Annotated in this window: 11 protein-coding genes; 6 read left to right on the top strand and 5 right to left on the bottom strand. The window is 71.7% G+C overall.

The features are described from left to right. Window positions 1-150 precede the first annotated feature (150 nt). The 3 genes from cysN to ASG32_RS05565 are packed head-to-tail and all read right to left on the bottom strand — an operon-like array spanning window position 151 to window position 3,343. Window positions 151-1,557 carry a sulfate adenylyltransferase subunit CysN gene (cysN, locus tag ASG32_RS05575; protein ID WP_056523370.1) on the bottom strand — a complete coding sequence of 469 codons (1,407 nt, stop codon included), beginning with the start codon at window positions 1,555-1,557 and terminating at the stop codon, window positions 151-153. Next, entirely contained in the window at window positions 1,557-2,519 is a 963-nt protein-coding gene (gene cysD / locus ASG32_RS05570) for a sulfate adenylyltransferase subunit CysD (RefSeq protein ID WP_056523368.1), read from the bottom strand. The genes cysN and cysD overlap by 1 nt, the downstream gene beginning before the upstream one ends. Beyond that, a complete protein-coding gene (locus ASG32_RS05565; protein WP_020093186.1) occupies window positions 2,516-3,343 on the bottom strand; it encodes a phosphoadenylyl-sulfate reductase in 828 nt (275 codons plus the stop codon). Before ASG32_RS05565 ends, cysD begins: the two co-directional genes overlap by 4 nt. A 265-nt stretch (window positions 3,344-3,608) precedes the next feature. Here ASG32_RS05565 and ASG32_RS05560 point away from each other — a divergent pair, with 265 nt between their 5' ends. The 6 genes from ASG32_RS05560 (at window position 3,609) to ASG32_RS05535 (ending at window position 12,047) form a co-directional block, all read left to right on the top strand. After that, window positions 3,609-4,124 (top strand): Lrp/AsnC family transcriptional regulator, encoded by a 516-nt coding sequence (locus tag ASG32_RS05560; protein ID WP_010686224.1) that lies wholly within the window; start codon window positions 3,609-3,611, stop codon window positions 4,122-4,124. A 111-nt stretch (window positions 4,125-4,235) separates the two neighbouring features. Then, on the top strand, window positions 4,236-5,999 hold the full coding sequence (locus tag ASG32_RS05555) for a flavodoxin domain-containing protein (protein WP_056523366.1): 1,764 nt from the start codon (window positions 4,236-4,238) through the stop codon (window positions 5,997-5,999). A gap of 262 nt (window positions 6,000-6,261) precedes the next feature. Continuing rightward, a complete protein-coding gene (locus ASG32_RS05550; protein ID WP_056523364.1) occupies window positions 6,262-8,106 on the top strand; it encodes an NADPH-dependent assimilatory sulfite reductase hemoprotein subunit in 1,845 nt (614 codons plus the stop codon). A 403-nt stretch (window positions 8,107-8,509) separates the two neighbouring features. Continuing rightward, window positions 8,510-8,809 carry a hypothetical protein gene (locus ASG32_RS05545; protein WP_020093189.1) on the top strand — a complete coding sequence of 100 codons (300 nt, stop codon included), beginning with the start codon at window positions 8,510-8,512 and terminating at the stop codon, window positions 8,807-8,809. Next, window positions 8,806-9,444 (top strand): TetR/AcrR family transcriptional regulator, encoded by a 639-nt coding sequence (locus tag ASG32_RS05540; RefSeq protein WP_056523362.1) that lies wholly within the window; start codon window positions 8,806-8,808, stop codon window positions 9,442-9,444. Before ASG32_RS05545 ends, ASG32_RS05540 begins: the two co-directional genes overlap by 4 nt. Window positions 9,445-9,866: 422 nt before the next feature. Continuing rightward, window positions 9,867-12,047, top strand: coding sequence for a TonB-dependent siderophore receptor (locus ASG32_RS05535; RefSeq protein ID WP_056523360.1), 2,181 nt, complete (start codon window positions 9,867-9,869; stop codon window positions 12,045-12,047). A gap of 54 nt (window positions 12,048-12,101) precedes the next feature. Here ASG32_RS05535 and ASG32_RS05530 read toward each other — a convergent pair whose 3' ends face one another. Then, the gene (locus ASG32_RS05530; RefSeq protein ID WP_056523358.1) at window positions 12,102-13,298 is read right to left on the bottom strand and encodes a PepSY-associated TM helix domain-containing protein; all 1,197 of its coding nucleotides are present in this window, start codon (window positions 13,296-13,298) and stop codon (window positions 12,102-12,104) included. A gap of 88 nt (window positions 13,299-13,386) precedes the next feature. Beyond that, window positions 13,387-14,988: a galactarate dehydratase gene (gene garD / locus ASG32_RS05525; protein ID WP_107351924.1), complete on the bottom strand. Its 1,602-nt coding sequence runs from the start codon at window positions 14,986-14,988 to the stop codon at window positions 13,387-13,389. Window positions 14,989-15,001: the final 13 nt, after the last annotated feature.

The following is a 15,001-nucleotide window of genomic DNA, read 5'->3' as shown; positions in this document are numbered from 1 at the left end:
GCGACCCGCACCGTCATCACGAGCGCAGCGACGTGACCCAGGGCAGCGCGACGGCAGGTGTCGTCGCGCCGGCTGGATTGCTTCGCTCCGCTCGCAGGGACGGCCCTGTCGCAGCCATCAACTGAGACGGCCAGGGTGCGCGGGTCGTCCTCAGCGCCCGAGCAGGCGCCCGAGACGGGCCAGGAAGCCCGATCCTTCAGCAGGCTTCGCACCGGGCGTCGCTGCCTGCGCGGCCCCCGCCTTCGGCGCCAGGATGAGCCCGAGGGCTGCCGTATCGGTGGTCTCACGGTCGATCAGGATCAGGCTGCCGGTCTCGCGGTTCTCCGCGTACGGGTCCACCGCCACCGGCCGGTCGAAGCGCAGGCTCACGTCGGCGATGTCGTTCGCCGACAGGCGCTCGGCCGGGCCGGGCTGGCCGGTCTCCGGATCGATCCGCGAGGCGATCCGCTCCACGGTCGCGGTGACCGTGGCGGTGCCGATCTTGGCGAGCAGGCTCGCGCCCGGGCTGAGATCGGTCTCGGCCGCCCAGAACAGGCGCGCGTCGAGGGTCTCGGTGACCCGCATCGGCGCGTCGGTGGCCACGATCACCTGCCCGCGGGAGGCGTCGATCTGGTCGGCCAGCACCAGGGTCACCGACTCGTCCTCGCCGGCCTCGGGCAGGTCGCCGTCGGCGGTGTAGATCCGCGCCACCGTGGAGGTCCGGCCGGAGGGCTGCACCGTCACCGAATCGCCCGGCCGCACCCGGCCGCTGGCGATCCGGCCGCTGTAGCCGCGGAACTCGGAATTGGGCCGGTTGACCCACTGCACCGCCATCCGGAACGGCGCGTTCAGCGCCTCCGCGCGGACCGGCACGGTCTCGAGGTAGTGGAGCAGGGTGCCGCCCGTGTACCAGGGCGCCGCGACGCCCGCGTCCACGACGTTGTCGCCGTTCTTGGCCGAGAGCGGGATCGCCTTGACCTCGGAGAAATTCAGCCCGCGGGCGAAGTCCGAGAACCCCGACACGATGCCGTCGAAGGTGCCCTGCGCCCAGCCGGCGAGGTCCATCTTGTTCACCGCCAGCACGACGCGGCGGATCCCGAGATTCGACACGAGCAGCGCGTGGCGCCGCGTCTGCCGGGTCAGGCCCTGGCGGGCGTCGACCAGGATCACCGCCACGTCGGCCGTCGAGGCGCCGGTGGCCATGTTGCGGGTGTACTGCTCGTGGCCGGGGGTGTCGGCCACGATGAAGGAGCGCTTGTCGGTGGAGAAGAACCGGTAGGCGACGTCGATGGTGATGCCCTGCTCGCGCTCGGCCTGCAGGCCGTCGACGAGCAGCGCGAGGTCCATCTCCTGCCCCTGCGTCCCGTGCTTGCGCGAGTCGCGCTGGAGCGCCGAGATCTGGTCGTCGAAGATCTGCTTGGTGTCGTGCAGGAGCCGCCCGATCAGGGTCGACTTGCCGTCATCCACCGAGCCGCAGGCGATGAAGCGCAGCACCGCCTTGTTGCGGTGGGCGGTGAGGAACGCCGCGTAGCCGGAGGCCCGGTCGGTGAAGGCCGTGGGAGCCTGGTGGAGCGTCATCAGAAATAGCCCTCCTGCTTCTTGCGCTCCATGGCGCCGGCCCCGTCCTTGTCGATCACCCGGCCCTGCCGCTCCGAGGTGCGCGCCGCCAGCGTCTCGCCGATGATCTCGGGGAGCGAGGCCGCGTCGCTCTCCACCGCGCCGGTGAGCGGGTAGCAGCCGAGGGTGCGGAAGCGGACGAGGCGCTGCTGCGGGGTCTCGCCCGGCGCGAGCGGCAGGCGCTCGTCGTCGACCATGATGAGCTGGCCCTCGCGCTCGACCACCGGCCGCTCCTTGGCGAAGTAGAGCGGCACGATCGGAATATTTTCCTGCTCGATGTAGAGCCAGATGTCGAGCTCGGTCCAGTTCGACAGCGGGAAGACCCGCAGGGACTCGCCGCGCTTCTTCTTGAGATTGTAGAGGTGCCAGGGCTCGGCGCGCTGGCGCTTCGGGTCCCAGCGGTGCTGCGCGGTGCGCAGGGAGATGATCCGCTCCTTGGCGCGGCTCGCCTCCTCGTCGCGGCGCGCGCCGCCGAAGGCCGCGTCGAACTTGTGCTTGTCGAGCGCCTGCCGCAGCGCCTGCGTCTTCATCACGTCGGTGTGGACCTCGGAGCCGTGGCTCACCGGACCGACACCGCGGGCGATCCCGTCCGGGTTGGTGTGGACCAGGAGGTCGAGGCCGAGTTCCTTCGCGCGGGCGTCGCGGAAGGCGATCATCTCGCGGAACTTCCACGTCGTGTCGACGTGGAGCAGCGGGAACGGCAGCCGCCCGGGCGCGAAGGCCTTGAGGGCGAGGTGCAGCAGCACCGAGGAATCCTTGCCGATCGAGTAGAGCATCACCGGGTTCTCGGTCTCGGCGACCGTCTCCCGGAAGATGTGGATGCTCTCGGCCTCCAGCCGCTTGAGATGGCTGAGGCGGTCGGCGGCGGTCGGTGCGGGCGTGGGGGCGCTCGGCTGCACGGCGGCGGCGAGGGCGGCGCTCATCGGGCGAACTCCGGCTGGCGGGCTGTCTGATTCGGGGTGGTCTCGAAGGCGGCGGGCTCGAGGATCGCGGGCTCTTGGCCCGGCTGCACGGCCGCACCGGGGCGTCCGACGTGCAGGCCGCACTCCTTCTTGTCTTCCTGCTCCCACCACCACCGGCCGGCCCGCTCGGGCTCGCCGAGCTTCACGGCGCGGGTGCAGGGGGCGCAGCCGATCGACGGGAAGCCGCGATCGTGCAGGACGTTGTAGGGCACGAAATTGTCGCGCACGAAGCGGTCGACCTGCTCCCGCGACCAGTCGGCCAGCGGGTTCAGCTTGATCAGGCCGCGCTCCGCGTCGAAGGCGGCGAGCGGCGTCTCGGCGCGGTTGGCCGACTGGCCGGCCCGCAGCCCGGTGAGCCAGCCGCTCGCGCCGGCGAGCGCGCGGCCGAGCGGCTCGACCTTGCGGAAGCCGCAGCAGGCCTGACGGGCCGCCACCGAGCGCCGGAAGCCGTTGATGCCCTCGCTCCGCACGAAATCCTCGGCGGCCGCGCGTTCGGGGGCGTAGGCGGTGATTCGGATGCCGTAGGCCGACTCGGTCTCGGTCCACGTGTCGTAGGTCTCGGCGAAGAGGCGGCCGGTATCGAGGGTGACGATCTCGACGCGACCCTTCGCGAGGCCCGCCATGGCCAGCGCGTGGGTGAGCGCCTGGTCCTCGACGCCGAGGCTCGTCGTGAAGACGAGGCGGCCGGGGATCTCCGCGGCGATCAGGTGGAGGCGGCCTGGAAGGTCGAGCCCGGACAGCCGCTCCGCGAGGGAGTCGGCCGCCTGTCGGTCCGGACGGGTCATCGCGCCATGTCCCGGGGTTCGCGTGGTGGAAAGGCCACGGCCAGCGCCGTGCCTGTTGTCGAACGGTCGAAATGTTCGCTATACCGAACGAAGTCAAGGCGCCCCGGCGCGCTTGGCGGGGTCGGACCGGCGGTTCGGCGTGCGGTTGCGCACAGCTTCCGGCGCGGGCAGCATGGGCCCGAGGTAAAAGATTCTTCTCACCGGTCCCGGTAGACACGTATATGCGCTCGCGCCCCGCGCGCGGCGGAAGCCCACGGAGACAGCTTTGGACGCGATCGATCTGAAGATTCTCGCCCTGCTGCAGACGGACGCCACGCTCTCCATCGCGGCGATCGGCGAGCGCGTGGGCCTGTCGCAGACCCCGTGCTGGAAGCGCATCCAGAAGCTGGAGGCCGACGGGGTCATCGACCGGCGCGTGGCGGTGCTCGATCCGGTGAAGCTCGGCCTCGGGCTGACCGTGTTCGTCTCCATCGAGACCGCGGACCATTCCCAGGAATGGCTGCAGCGCTTCGCCGCAACCGTCTCGGCCATGCCGGAGGTGCTCGAGTTCTACCGGATGGCCGGCGACGTGGACTACATGCTGCGGGTCGTCGTCGCCGACATGCAGGCCTATGACAGCTTCTACAAGCACCTCATCGCGGTGCTGCCGCTCAAGAACGTCACCTCCCGCTTCGCGATGGAGAAGGTGAAATCCACCACGGCCCTGCCGCTGCCGGCGCCCCCGAAGAACGGGCGGCACCTGCCGGGGACGGCCCCCGTCCTCGCCGTGGTTGGAGAATAATATTCTCTTTTTTCGCAGTGCAGCGAACGTGATGTCCTATACGCCGTCCGTTCTGCAAAACGAACGTTTCTCGATTGACACCGGCCGCGCCGGCCCCGACATGGTCCCGTGATGTCCCGCCAGAATCTCCTCCCGCGCACCGCCCCGTTCGGGGACGGCGAGCGCGCCAGCCTCGACGCGGTGCTCGGCACCGCGAGCCCCACGCAGCGCGCCTGGCTCGCCGGCTTCCTGGCGGGCCTCGACGCCGCGGGCGGCCAGCCGGCCGCGGTGCCGGCCGCCCCGCCCAAGGCCGCCGCGCCGCTGACGGTGATCTACGCCAGCGAATCGGGGAACTCCGAGGCGCTCGCCGGCAACGTCGCCAAGCTCGCGCGCAAGCAGGGCTTCAAGCCGAAGGTGGTGGACTTCGCCGACCTCGACGTCGCGACCCTGCCCAAGGCCGGCAAGCTGATCGCCATCGCGGCCACCTGGGGCGAGGGCGAGCCGCCGGCCCGGGCCGTGCGGGCCTACGGCGAGCTGATGGGGGAGGGCGCCCCGCGCCTCGACGGCGTCGAGTTCGCGGTCCTGTCGCTCGGCGACACGTCCTACGCGGAGTTCTGCGCCATCGGGAAGGCGCTCGACGCGCGCTTCGAGGCGCTCGGCGCCAAGCGCGCCGCCGAGCGGGCCGACCTCGATCTCGACTTCGAGAAGCCGGCCGCCGACTGGATCAAGGGCGCGCTGAAGGCGCTCGCCCCGGCCGAGCAGCCCGACAACGTCGTGGCGGTGGACTTCGCCCGCGCCGGCGAGGACGACGACGCCGAGCCGAGCCGCGAGCCCGTCGTGGTCGAGGTCGTCGAGCACGTGAACCTCAACTCCTCGCGCTCCGACAAGGAGACGATCCACCTCGCGCTGGCTTTCGAGGACGGCGCGCCGGCCTACGAGCCCGGCGATTCGCTGGAGATCTTCCCCGAGAACGACCCGAAGCTGGTGGACGAGATCCTCAACGCCGCCGGGCTCTCGGGCGACGAGGCCCTGCGCCGGGCGCTGCTCGCCGAGCGGGACATCACCACGCTCTCGGCCGCCACGATCGAGCGGTTCGTGAAGGCGACCGGCCACGCGGACGCGCAGAAACTCGTCGACAGCGGCGAGGCCAAGGCCTGGATCGAGGGCCGCCACCTGATCGACCTGCTGGAGACCTACCCGGCGAAGCTCACCGCCGAGCACGTGAATACGATCACCCGGCCGCTGCCGCCGCGGGCCTACTCGATCGCCTCCTCCCGCAAGGAGGTCGGCGACGAGGTCCACCTCGCGATCGCGGCGGTGCGCTACGAGACCCACGGCCGCGCCCGCTCGGGCGTCGCCTCGGTCCACGTCGCCGACCGGATCCGCGACGGCGCCAAGCTACGGGTGCGGCTGAAGCCGAACCGCCACTTCCGCCTGCCGCAGGATCCGGCCACCGACATCATCATGGTCGGGCCGGGCACCGGCGTCGCGCCGTTCCGCGCCTTCGTGCAGGAGCGCCGGGCCGTGGAGGCCCCGGGGCGGTCGTGGCTGTTCTTCGGCGACCGGCACTTCACCCACGACTTCCTGTACCAGCTCGAGTGGCAGGACGCCCTGGAGGACGGGTCGCTCACGAAGATCGACGTGGCCTTCTCGCGGGACCAGCCGGAGAAGGTCTACGTTCAGGACCGGATCACCCAGCACGCGCAGGAGTTGATCTCCTGGCTGGACGGGGGCGCGCATCTCTACGTCTGCGGCGACGCCAAGAACATGGCCAAGGACGTGCGCGCGGCGGTCGTGAAGGCCTACGAGACGGCCAGGGGCCTCAGCGCCGCCGACGCCGAGGCGCAGGTCGCGGCTCTGGAGCGCAGCCACCGCTACCAGCAGGACGTGTATTAACGGAAAGGCCTTCCGAGGCCGCAGGATCGAGATTGCAGCGGAGCAGGACGGGGCGCGGGTCCCCTCTCCCGTGCGGGAGAGGGGCAGGGTGAGGGATCCAAGTCTTTCCGGAGAGGGTACATCCCTCGCCCCGACCCTCTCCCGCGCGGGAGAGGGGGACCGTCGCGGATCCTGCCCCTCCCGTGAACCGGCACGCGCTCCGCTCGGCACCCACCCCTGACGCCCGGGGTGGGAGACGCGCTCAGACAGACGGATTCACCCCATGGACGACCACAGCCCCTGCGACGCCGCCGAGACCCCGGCCCCGACCACCGCCCCGGCCAAGCGCGTCTACGAGACCCCGCCGACCGCGCGCCCGATCACGGACGCCGAGGCCGCGCGCGCGGAGAAGCTCGCGGCGAACGAGCACATCAAGATCGCCAGCGGCTACCTCCGCGGCACCCTGGCGGACGGCCTCCTCAAACACGCCACCGGGGCGATCTCGGAGGATGACGGGCAGCTCGTGAAGTTCCACGGGATGTACCTGCAGGACGACCGCGACCTGCGCCCCGAGCGGACCAAGAAGAAGCTCGACAAGGCCTACAGCTTCATGATCCGCCTGCGCATCGCCGGCGGCGTCATCACCCCGAAGCAGTGGCTGATCCTCGACGACATCGCCCGGACCTACGCGGGCGGGGCGCTGCGCGCGACCACGCGCCAGACCTTCCAGTACCACGGCGTGATCAAGTCGAACCTGAAGCGCACGATGGCCGCCATCGACGGCGCGCTGCTCGACACGATCGCGGCCTGCGGCGACGTCAACCGCAACGTCATGGCGGCGACGAACCCCGCTCAGACCGGCGCCCACAAGGCCGCCTACCAGCTCGCCAAGGACATCTCCGACTCGCTGCTGCCCAAGACCAGCGCGTGGCGGGAGATCTGGCTCGACGGCGAGCGCGTGGTCGGCGGCGAGGAGGAGGCCGAGGTCGAGCCGGTCTACGGCCGGACCTACCTGCCGCGGAAGTTCAAGACCGTCGTGGCGGTGCCGCCCTCCAACGAGGTCGACATCTTCGCCCACGACCTCGGCTTCATCGCGATCCTCGACAAGAAGAACCAGGTCACCGGCTGGAACGTCACGGTGGGCGGCGGCATGGGCATGACCCACGGCGAGCCCGACACCTTCCCGCGCACCGCCGACGTGATGGGCTTCGTGAAGCCCGAGGACGCCCTGAAGGTCGCCGAGGCGGTGATGACCGTCCAGCGCGACTGGGGCAACCGCAAGAACCGCAAGAACGCCCGGCTCAAGTACACGATCGAGCGCTACGGCCTCGACGCCTTCCGGGCCGAAGTCGAGAAGCGCGCCGGCAAGAAGCTCGGCGCGCCCAAGCCCTTCACCTTCACGGGCAACGGCGACCGCTACGGCTGGGTCGAGGGCGACGACGGCCGCCACCACCTGACCCTCTACGTGCCCTCGGGCCGGATCAAGGACATCGCGGGCGGCGCGCAGTTCCTCTCGGGCCTGCGCCGCATCGCCGAGGTGCATCAGGGTGATTTCCGCCTCACCGGCAACCAGAACGTCATCATCGCCAATGTCCCGGCCGAGAAGCGCGCCGAGATCGACGCGCTGGTCGACGAGTACGGCCTGACCCGGGGCGCGAGCGCGCTGCGGCGCAGCTCGATCGCCTGCGTGGCCCTGCCGACCTGCGGCCTCGCGCTCGCCGAGAGCGAGCGCTACCTGCCGGACCTGATGACCGAGCTGGAGGAGAGCCTCGCGTCCCACGGGCTCGCCGAGGAGGAGATCACGATCCGCTCCACCGGCTGCCCGAACGGCTGCGCCCGGCCGTTCATCTCGGAGATCGGCCTCGTCGGCCGCGGCCCCGAGCGCTACCACCTCTACCTGGGCGCCGCCCACGACGGCTCGCGGCTCAGCAAGCTCTACCGGGAGGACGTGGCGGCCTCTGAGATCCGCGACACCCTCGACCCGCTCTTCGCCGACTACGCGAAGGGCCGGCAGCCGGGCGAGCATTTCGGCGACTACCTGATCCGCGCCGGCCACGTGGCGCAGACCACCAATGGCCCGGACTTCCACGAGCGGACCGGCGCCCTCAAGCCGGCCACGCTCGGCTGACGAAAGGCCGCGCGCGTCCGGGACGGCGCTTCCGGACGCGCCGGGACCGCGAGGCCGCGGCGGCAGGGTCGCGGGCAGGGTTGCGGAATGCGGGTCGCGGCCCGGCCCCGCCCTGACCGGAGCCGCGCGCCGATCCCGGGCGGCCGGGTCGCGGCGCGAGGGATCCGAGCCCCGGAGGAGCTCCCCGCCCACGCGTGGATCCGGACGGTCGTTCCGAGAAAACCGGAACCGCCGCCGGAGACCCGGCCGCGCTCGCGCCGGCACGCCCGGTAGATCCCCGCCCTCGCATATCCCGGCCCCAGCGATGCGCTGCCGTCGCAACCCATCGCCCACGATGAGAATGAACGTTCATTGACATGAGAATGAACGTTCATTATAAGGGTGGGGCAAACAGGAGCGCGCGATGGCTCTCACACTCGAAGGCCGCTGGTCCGATCTCGATGCCGAGCGTTTCGGCGCCCGCGGCCCGGGCGCCCTCGCCCTCGTCCGCGCCGTCTGCACCCCCGCCAACCTGACCTTCGGCGCCGTCCTGGCCCTCGCCTGGCTGGCCCTGATCAACTGGACGGGCGCCGGCCCGGACGGCTGGCAGGCCCGGATCTGCGCGGACCTGCATCAGGGACCGCAATCCTGCGCCGTCGCCAGCCTGGGCAAGGACCAGAGCCGCGTCGCCCCGGTCGCCGTCACGGCGCAGCCGGGATCGTGACCGGCGCGGCGGACAGGAGGGCGGAGGCCCGCGGCGACCCGTCCGCCCGGCGCGCGCACATCCTCGACGCCGCCGAGGCCTGTTTCGCGCGCAACGGCTTCCATCGCACCACCATGCAGGACCTCGCCCGCGAGGCCGCGATGAGTCCGGGCAACTTCTACCGCTACTTCGAATCCAAGGAGACCCTGGTCCTCGGGCTGGTGGAGCGCGAGCGCGAGCGCGGCACGCTCCTGGTCGCCGAGATGGAGGGCAGCGGCGATCCGCGCGGGACGTTGCTGGGCATCATCGCCCGCTACTTCGCGTCGATCACCCGTGAGGCCGCAACCCTGCGGGTGGAGATCTGGTCGGAATCGACCCGCAACCCGGACATCGCCGCCATGACGGCGCGGACCGAGGCGGAGAGCCGCGACTGGTTCGTGGCGACCCTGGCGGCGCTCGCCACCGCGCCGGGATGCGATCCGGCCGGGCTCTACGCCCTGCTCGCGCCGCTGATGAAGGGGATCGTCGTCGGCCGGGCCGCGCTGCCCGACTACGACGTCGCCGCGGCGATCGCCCAGCTCCACGCGCTCCTCGACGCCGGGCTCGACGGTCGCCTGCCGTCCCCGGCGCCCTCGGACCGGCACGCCGACCGCTGATCCCGGCGCCGCCGCCGCGCGCCGGGCCGCACCGGCGGCGCGTTGGTCGAGCCGCCATCGACGATCGCGCGCCGGACACGGCGCGCGGTACGCCGGCCGGTCCGCGTTTCCCCCCTCGCGCGGGCCGGCCGGCCGTTCTCCCGGGCGATCCCGCGCGGTCACCTGACAGACGCGACGGCGTGAGTCGGCCCGCGGCCCGGGATTCAGCCGGTTGCGAAGGCCACGCATTACACACTCTGTAGTTGGCATCTTTGAATGATTTCAAAGCATTGCCCCTCAAAGCGTGCCTTCCGCGCCACATCCGGGCAGAGGATGCGCGCGTCACCCGCGGCTTTCCGGATCGGCGTTGAGAAAGGACGGCGTTTGCACTCTAGAAACACCGCACCGCGTCGATACGCCGCTCTTGAGAACGATTTTAAATCATGCACGCCGCCCGGATCGACGTCGTCGATCGCATCAAATACTGCCGGTCGCGCCTGAATATCTGCAGCACCGGACTCGCGACGTCGCTCCTCCTGCTCGCGCCGACGGAGATCCGCGCGCAATCCGACCCGGCCGCCGACGAGGTCGTTCTCTCCGAACTCAGCGTTGCGGGCACGGGCCCGGCCAGCGAGCGGGCCGACGGTCCCGTCGTGGGCTACCGGGCGACGCGCTCGGCGACCGCCACGCGCACCGACACGCCGGTGCGCGACTCGCCGCAATCGATCAACGTCGTGTCCCGCTCGGTGATCACTGACCAGCAGGATCTGCGGCTCACCGATGCCGTGACCAACGTCAGCAACGTGGTTCTCGGCAGCACGGTGCAGGGCCGGTCGCAGAACTACCTGATCCGCGGCTTCTCCACGCAGGTCTTCGCCGTCGACGGCGTGCTGGTCGATCCGGCCATCAACTTCTACCCGGTCACACGGGACCTCGTGGACGCCGAGCGCGTCGAGGTGATCAAGGGCCCGGCCTCGGTGCTGTTCGGCCGGGGCGATCCCGGCGGCGTCATCAACATCGTGACCCGCCGGCCCACCTTCGAGCCCACGGCCGACGCGAGCGTGCAGGGCGGCAGCTTCGGCTTCCGGCGCTTCCAGGGCTCCGTGTCGAGCGCGCTGCCCGCCGTCGAGGGCCTCGCCGCGCGTCTCAGCTTCGCCGCCCAGGAGGATCCGACCTTCCGCAATTACGGCGGCGACACGAACCGGCGCGTCTTCGTGGCGCCGGCCTTCAGCTGGACGCCGAGCGCCGACACCCGGGTCTACGTGAACTCGGAATTCACCAACCAGCACACCCAGTACGACGAGGGGCTGGTGGCCTTCCGCGGCCGCGTCCCGCTCGACAACATCGGCCGGTTCTACGGTGAGCCGTCCTCGCGCTACTTCGGCGCGTTCAACACGATCACCATGCGGGCTGAGCACGACGTCAACGAGAACCTGACGCTCCGGCAGGTCATCGCCGGGCAATGGGGCACGTTCGACGTGTTCGCCGCCCGTGCCCTATCGGTCAACAATGCCGGCACGCTGCTGAGCCGGCGCGAAGCCACGGTCAATTCGCGCTTCGCCGCGGTCGACAGCCAGACCGAGGCCGTGATGAAGTTCGACACCTTCGGCTTCGCCCATACGGCGCTCCTCGGGTTCGAGTACTCGAACGGCTTCCGCCACGCCTTCTCCCAGCAGGGCAACCTCGCCCCGGTCAGCTTCCTCAACCCGATGTTCGGCGCGGCCTTCCAGCCGCTCCAGTTCCAGGCCGACCTGAAGCAGAAGCTGGAGGTGTTCGGGCTCTACGTCCAGGACCAGATCGTGCTGGCGCCGGGCCTGCAGCTCGTCGTCGGGGCCCGGTTCGATCTCGGCAGCCAGTACTATTTCAACCGCCAGCCGGCCTCCCGGACCCAGCCGCCCGAGCAGACCCTGTTCGGCGCCTCGCCGCGGGTCGGGCTGATCTACCGGCCGTTCGAGCCGCTGACCTTCTACGCGAGCTACGCCACGTCGTTCCTGCCGCAGACCGCCAGCGTGCTGAACGTGGCGAGCCCCCCGCCCAGCACGGGCGAGCAGGTCGAGGCCGGCACCCGGGTCGATCTCACGCCCGGCCTGACCCTGAGCGCGGCCGCCTTCCAGATCGTCCGGGACAACGTCGCGGCCACCGACCCGCGCAATCCGACCTTCTCGGTCATCACCGGCCAGCAGCGGTCGCGGGGTGTCGAGGCCGATCTGGCCGGCGAGATCCTGCCCGGCTGGAGCATCATCGGCAGTGTCGGCCTGATCGACGCGCGGATCACCAAGGACACGACCTTCGCGGTCGGCAACCGGCTCACCGGCGTGCCGGTGTTCAGCGGCAGCCTGTGGACGACCTACGCGTTCCAGGACGGCCCGCTGCGCGGGCTCGGGCTCGGCTTCGGCGTCACCCATGTCGGCCGACGCTACGGCGACCTCGACAACAGCTTCACCGTGGGCGCCTACAACCGGCTCGACGCGCTCGTGTACTACGATTTCGACGCCCACTGGCGCCTGTCGGTGAACATGCGCAACCTGACGAACGCGCGCTACATCGAGGCGCCGACCAACGCGACCAACAACACCCCCGGGGCGCCGTTCACGGTGCTGGCGACGATCACCGCACGGCTCTGACGGGCGGGCCGCATCGCCCGAGCGGCCGGGCAGTCGCCCCGCCGGAGGCCGCCGTCAGGGGCTCGCCGTGCGGACGGCGCCCCCCGGCGCCCCGGCCGCGACGGTCCTGCGCCGGGCGCCGGCGCGGCGACGCAGGACGTAGAGCGTCAGGCCGGTCGCCGCGAAGCCCGGCATGGCCAGCGCCGCGAGGCAGAACAGCAGCGCGACGAGGTCGCCGAAGAAGCGGCCGCGATGCACCTCCAGGACGTTGTCCAGGAGGCGCCGGCCCAGCGGCGCGTCGGCGGCCCGCTCGGAGGCCAGCAGCGCGCCCGTGGCGGGATCGTAGCGGATCTCGTTGCGGGCGCTCGGCGCGTCGACGCCCTTCGGCAGCCAGCGGATGCGGATCGCCTTCGTGTCGGCGCCCGGCAGGGTCAGGACCGCCGTCCCGGCCTCCGCGCCGGTCCGCGCGCGGAAATCCGCCCAGGCGCGGTCGACGGCCGCGCCGTCGGCGGCGGGATCGGCCGGTTTTCCGGCGGCCCTGCGGCCGGCCGGCTTCGCGGCGTCGGGGGCGCCCACGAGCAGCCGCGTCGCGCCGTCCTTGAACCACGGGTAGGACCACGTCAGGCCGCTCAGCGCGATGACCAGGTAGACCGGCAGGAGCCAGGTCCCGACCACGGCGTGCAGCGACCACCAGCGCGGCCAGCCGGGCCGCGACAGGGCCGGCTTCAGCCAGATCCGCCAGCGGTGGATCCGGGGCCAGCGCAGGTAGAGGCCGGTCGCCAGGAAGGCCAGCAGCGCCAGGGTGCAGGCGCCCGTCACGGTGCGGCCCCAGCCCTTGGACCCGCCGGGCAGCAGCAGCCAGCGGTGCAGGTCCCGCACCGTCGTGAAGGCGCCCTCCAGCCGCACCGGGCCGAGCAGAGCGCCGTCGTAGGGGTCGGCGTAGGCAGCGGGCGGCCGCGCGCGAGTCTCGGGATCGCGGGCGAAGCGGACGTGGACGCTCGCGCGCGGGTCGTCCGACAGGGTCAGCACGTTGGCGACGCGGCCGCCCGCCTGCGCGTCGATCCGCGCCGCCAGCGCCGCGGGGGGCAGTGCCGTCCGCCCGGCGGGCGCGACCTCGAGCCGGTCGCGGTTGGCGAAGGCGGTGACCGCCTCCTCGTAGCTCATCAGCGCCCCGGTCAGGCCCATCAGGGCGAGGACGAGGCCGGCGGTGAGGCCGAGCGCCCAGTGCAGGCGGAAGAGCAGGGTCCGGAGGGAGGGAATCGGCAGCGTCATGGCGGTGCCGGCTGCCTAGCAGAGTCCGGCCACGCTGACGACGCGGCGGGACGCATGCCCCGCCCGACCGTCCGGCCGTCCGCCGGTCTCAGGTGATCGGCGCGGGGTTGAACAGGGTCAGGTCGTTGAACAGCCCCCACCGGTCCGACCAGGGGCGCTTGCGCCCGCTCGCGACGTCGAGGATCAGGTGGAACAGCTCCCAGCCGACCTCCTCGATCGTCGCCGCGCCGGTGGCGATGCGGCCGGCGTCGAGGTCGATCAGGTCGGACCAGCGCTCGGCCAGCTCCGTGCGGGTGGCGACCTTGATCACCGGCGCCTGACTGAGGCCGTAGGGCGTGCCGCGGCCGGTGGAGAACACCTGCAGGGTGATGCCCGAGGCGAGCTGCAGCGTGCCGCAGACGAAGTCGCTCGCCGGCGTCGCGGCGAAGATCAGCCCCTTCTCGCGGACGCGCTCGCCCGGCGCCAGGACCCCGGAGATCGCGCTCGTGCCGGACTTGGCGACCGAGCCCAGCGCCTTCTCGACGATGTTGTTGAGCCCGCCCTTCTTGTTGCCCGGCGACGGGTTGGCCCGGCGGTCGGCCTCGCCCTTGGCGAGGTAGGCGTCGTACCACGCCATCTCGCGGACCAGCGCCGCGGCGACCTCCGGGCTCTTCGCCCGCGGGGTGAGCAGGTGGATCGCGTCGCGCACCTCGGTCACCTCGGAGAACATCACGGTGGCGCCGCAGCGGACCAGCAGGTCGGCCGCGAAGCCGAGCGCCGGGTTGGCGGTGACGCCCGAGAACGCGTCGCTGCCGCCGCATTGCAGGCCGACCACCAGTTCGGAGGCCGGGCAGGTCTCGCGGGTCCGGCGGTTCAGCACCTCCAGGCGGGCCTCCGCCATGGTCAGGATGCTGTCGATCATGGCCGAGAAGCCGCGGTGGCGCTCGTCCTGCAGCCGCACCACCCCGTCGCCGGCCGCGCCGCTGTCGGGCAGGAGCCGCTCCGAGACGAGCTTCTCGCAGCCGAGGCCGACGACCATGACCTCGCCGCCGAAATTCGGGTTCTGCGCGAGGCTCTGGAGCGTCCGGATCGGCACCACCGCCTCGGGGGCGTTGATGGCGACGCCGCAGCCGTAGGCGTGGGTCAGGCCGACCACGTCGTCGACGTTGGGGAAGCGCGGCAGCAGCTCCTGCTTGATCCGCCGGATCGCCACGTCGAGGGTGCCGGCGACGCACTGCACGCTGATCGAGATCGCCAGGATGTTCTTGGTACCCACCGACCCGTCCGGGTTGCGGTAGCCCGCGAAGGTGTAGCCCTCGAGCGGGGGCAGGGGGGCCGGCACGCGGGTGGCCATCTCCAGGGCGTCGAGGGCGGGGGCGACCGGCGTCGCGACGCGGGATTCCTCCACCCAGGCGCCCCGCGGGATCGGTTGCGTCGCGATGCCCACCACCTCGCCGTAGCGGCGGACCTCGCCGCCCTCCGGGATGTCGGTGAGCGCCACCTTGTGGCCCTGCGGCACGAACTCGACGAGCTCCAGCCCGTCCGGGAACACGGTGCCGGCCGGCAGCCCGAAGGCGTTGACCACGATCGCGACGTTGTCGCTGTCGCTCAGGCGGATCGTGCGCGGCACGTCGCCGGCGGCCCCTGCGGCCCCTCCGGCCCCCGCGCCGGCCGGGTGCGGGCGGGTCGGGGCTTCGATCTCGGCCTGCATCGGATGCTCCTTC

It is taken from the genome of Methylobacterium sp. Leaf361 (assembly GCF_001424445.1).
Lineage (GTDB): Bacteria > Pseudomonadota > Alphaproteobacteria > Rhizobiales > Beijerinckiaceae > Methylobacterium.
Note: the sequence above shows the minus strand (reverse complement) of the source record. Positions and strands in the feature narration are given on the sequence as shown.

Bases quoted from the DNA above. Each gene is read 5' to 3' on its own strand.
- ASG32_RS05555 (WP_056523366.1), top strand. From the start codon at position 4,236: ATGTCCCGCCAGAATCTCCTCCCGCGCACCGCCCCGTTCGGGGACGGC.
- garD (WP_107351924.1), bottom strand. From the start codon at position 14,988: ATGCAGGCCGAGATCGAAGCCCCGACCCGCCCGCACCCGGCCGGCGCG.
- ASG32_RS05535 (WP_056523360.1), top strand. From the start codon at position 9,867: ATGCACGCCGCCCGGATCGACGTCGTCGATCGCATCAAATACTGCCGG.
- cysN (WP_056523370.1), bottom strand. From the start codon at position 1,557: ATGACGCTCCACCAGGCTCCCACGGCCTTCACCGACCGGGCCTCCGGC.
- ASG32_RS05550 (WP_056523364.1), top strand. From the start codon at position 6,262: ATGGACGACCACAGCCCCTGCGACGCCGCCGAGACCCCGGCCCCGACC.
- cysD (WP_056523368.1), bottom strand. From the start codon at position 2,519: ATGAGCGCCGCCCTCGCCGCCGCCGTGCAGCCGAGCGCCCCCACGCCC.
- ASG32_RS05565 (WP_020093186.1), bottom strand. From the start codon at position 3,343: ATGACCCGTCCGGACCGACAGGCGGCCGACTCCCTCGCGGAGCGGCTG.
- ASG32_RS05530 (WP_056523358.1), bottom strand. From the start codon at position 13,298: ATGACGCTGCCGATTCCCTCCCTCCGGACCCTGCTCTTCCGCCTGCAC.
- ASG32_RS05545 (WP_020093189.1), top strand. From the start codon at position 8,510: ATGGCTCTCACACTCGAAGGCCGCTGGTCCGATCTCGATGCCGAGCGT.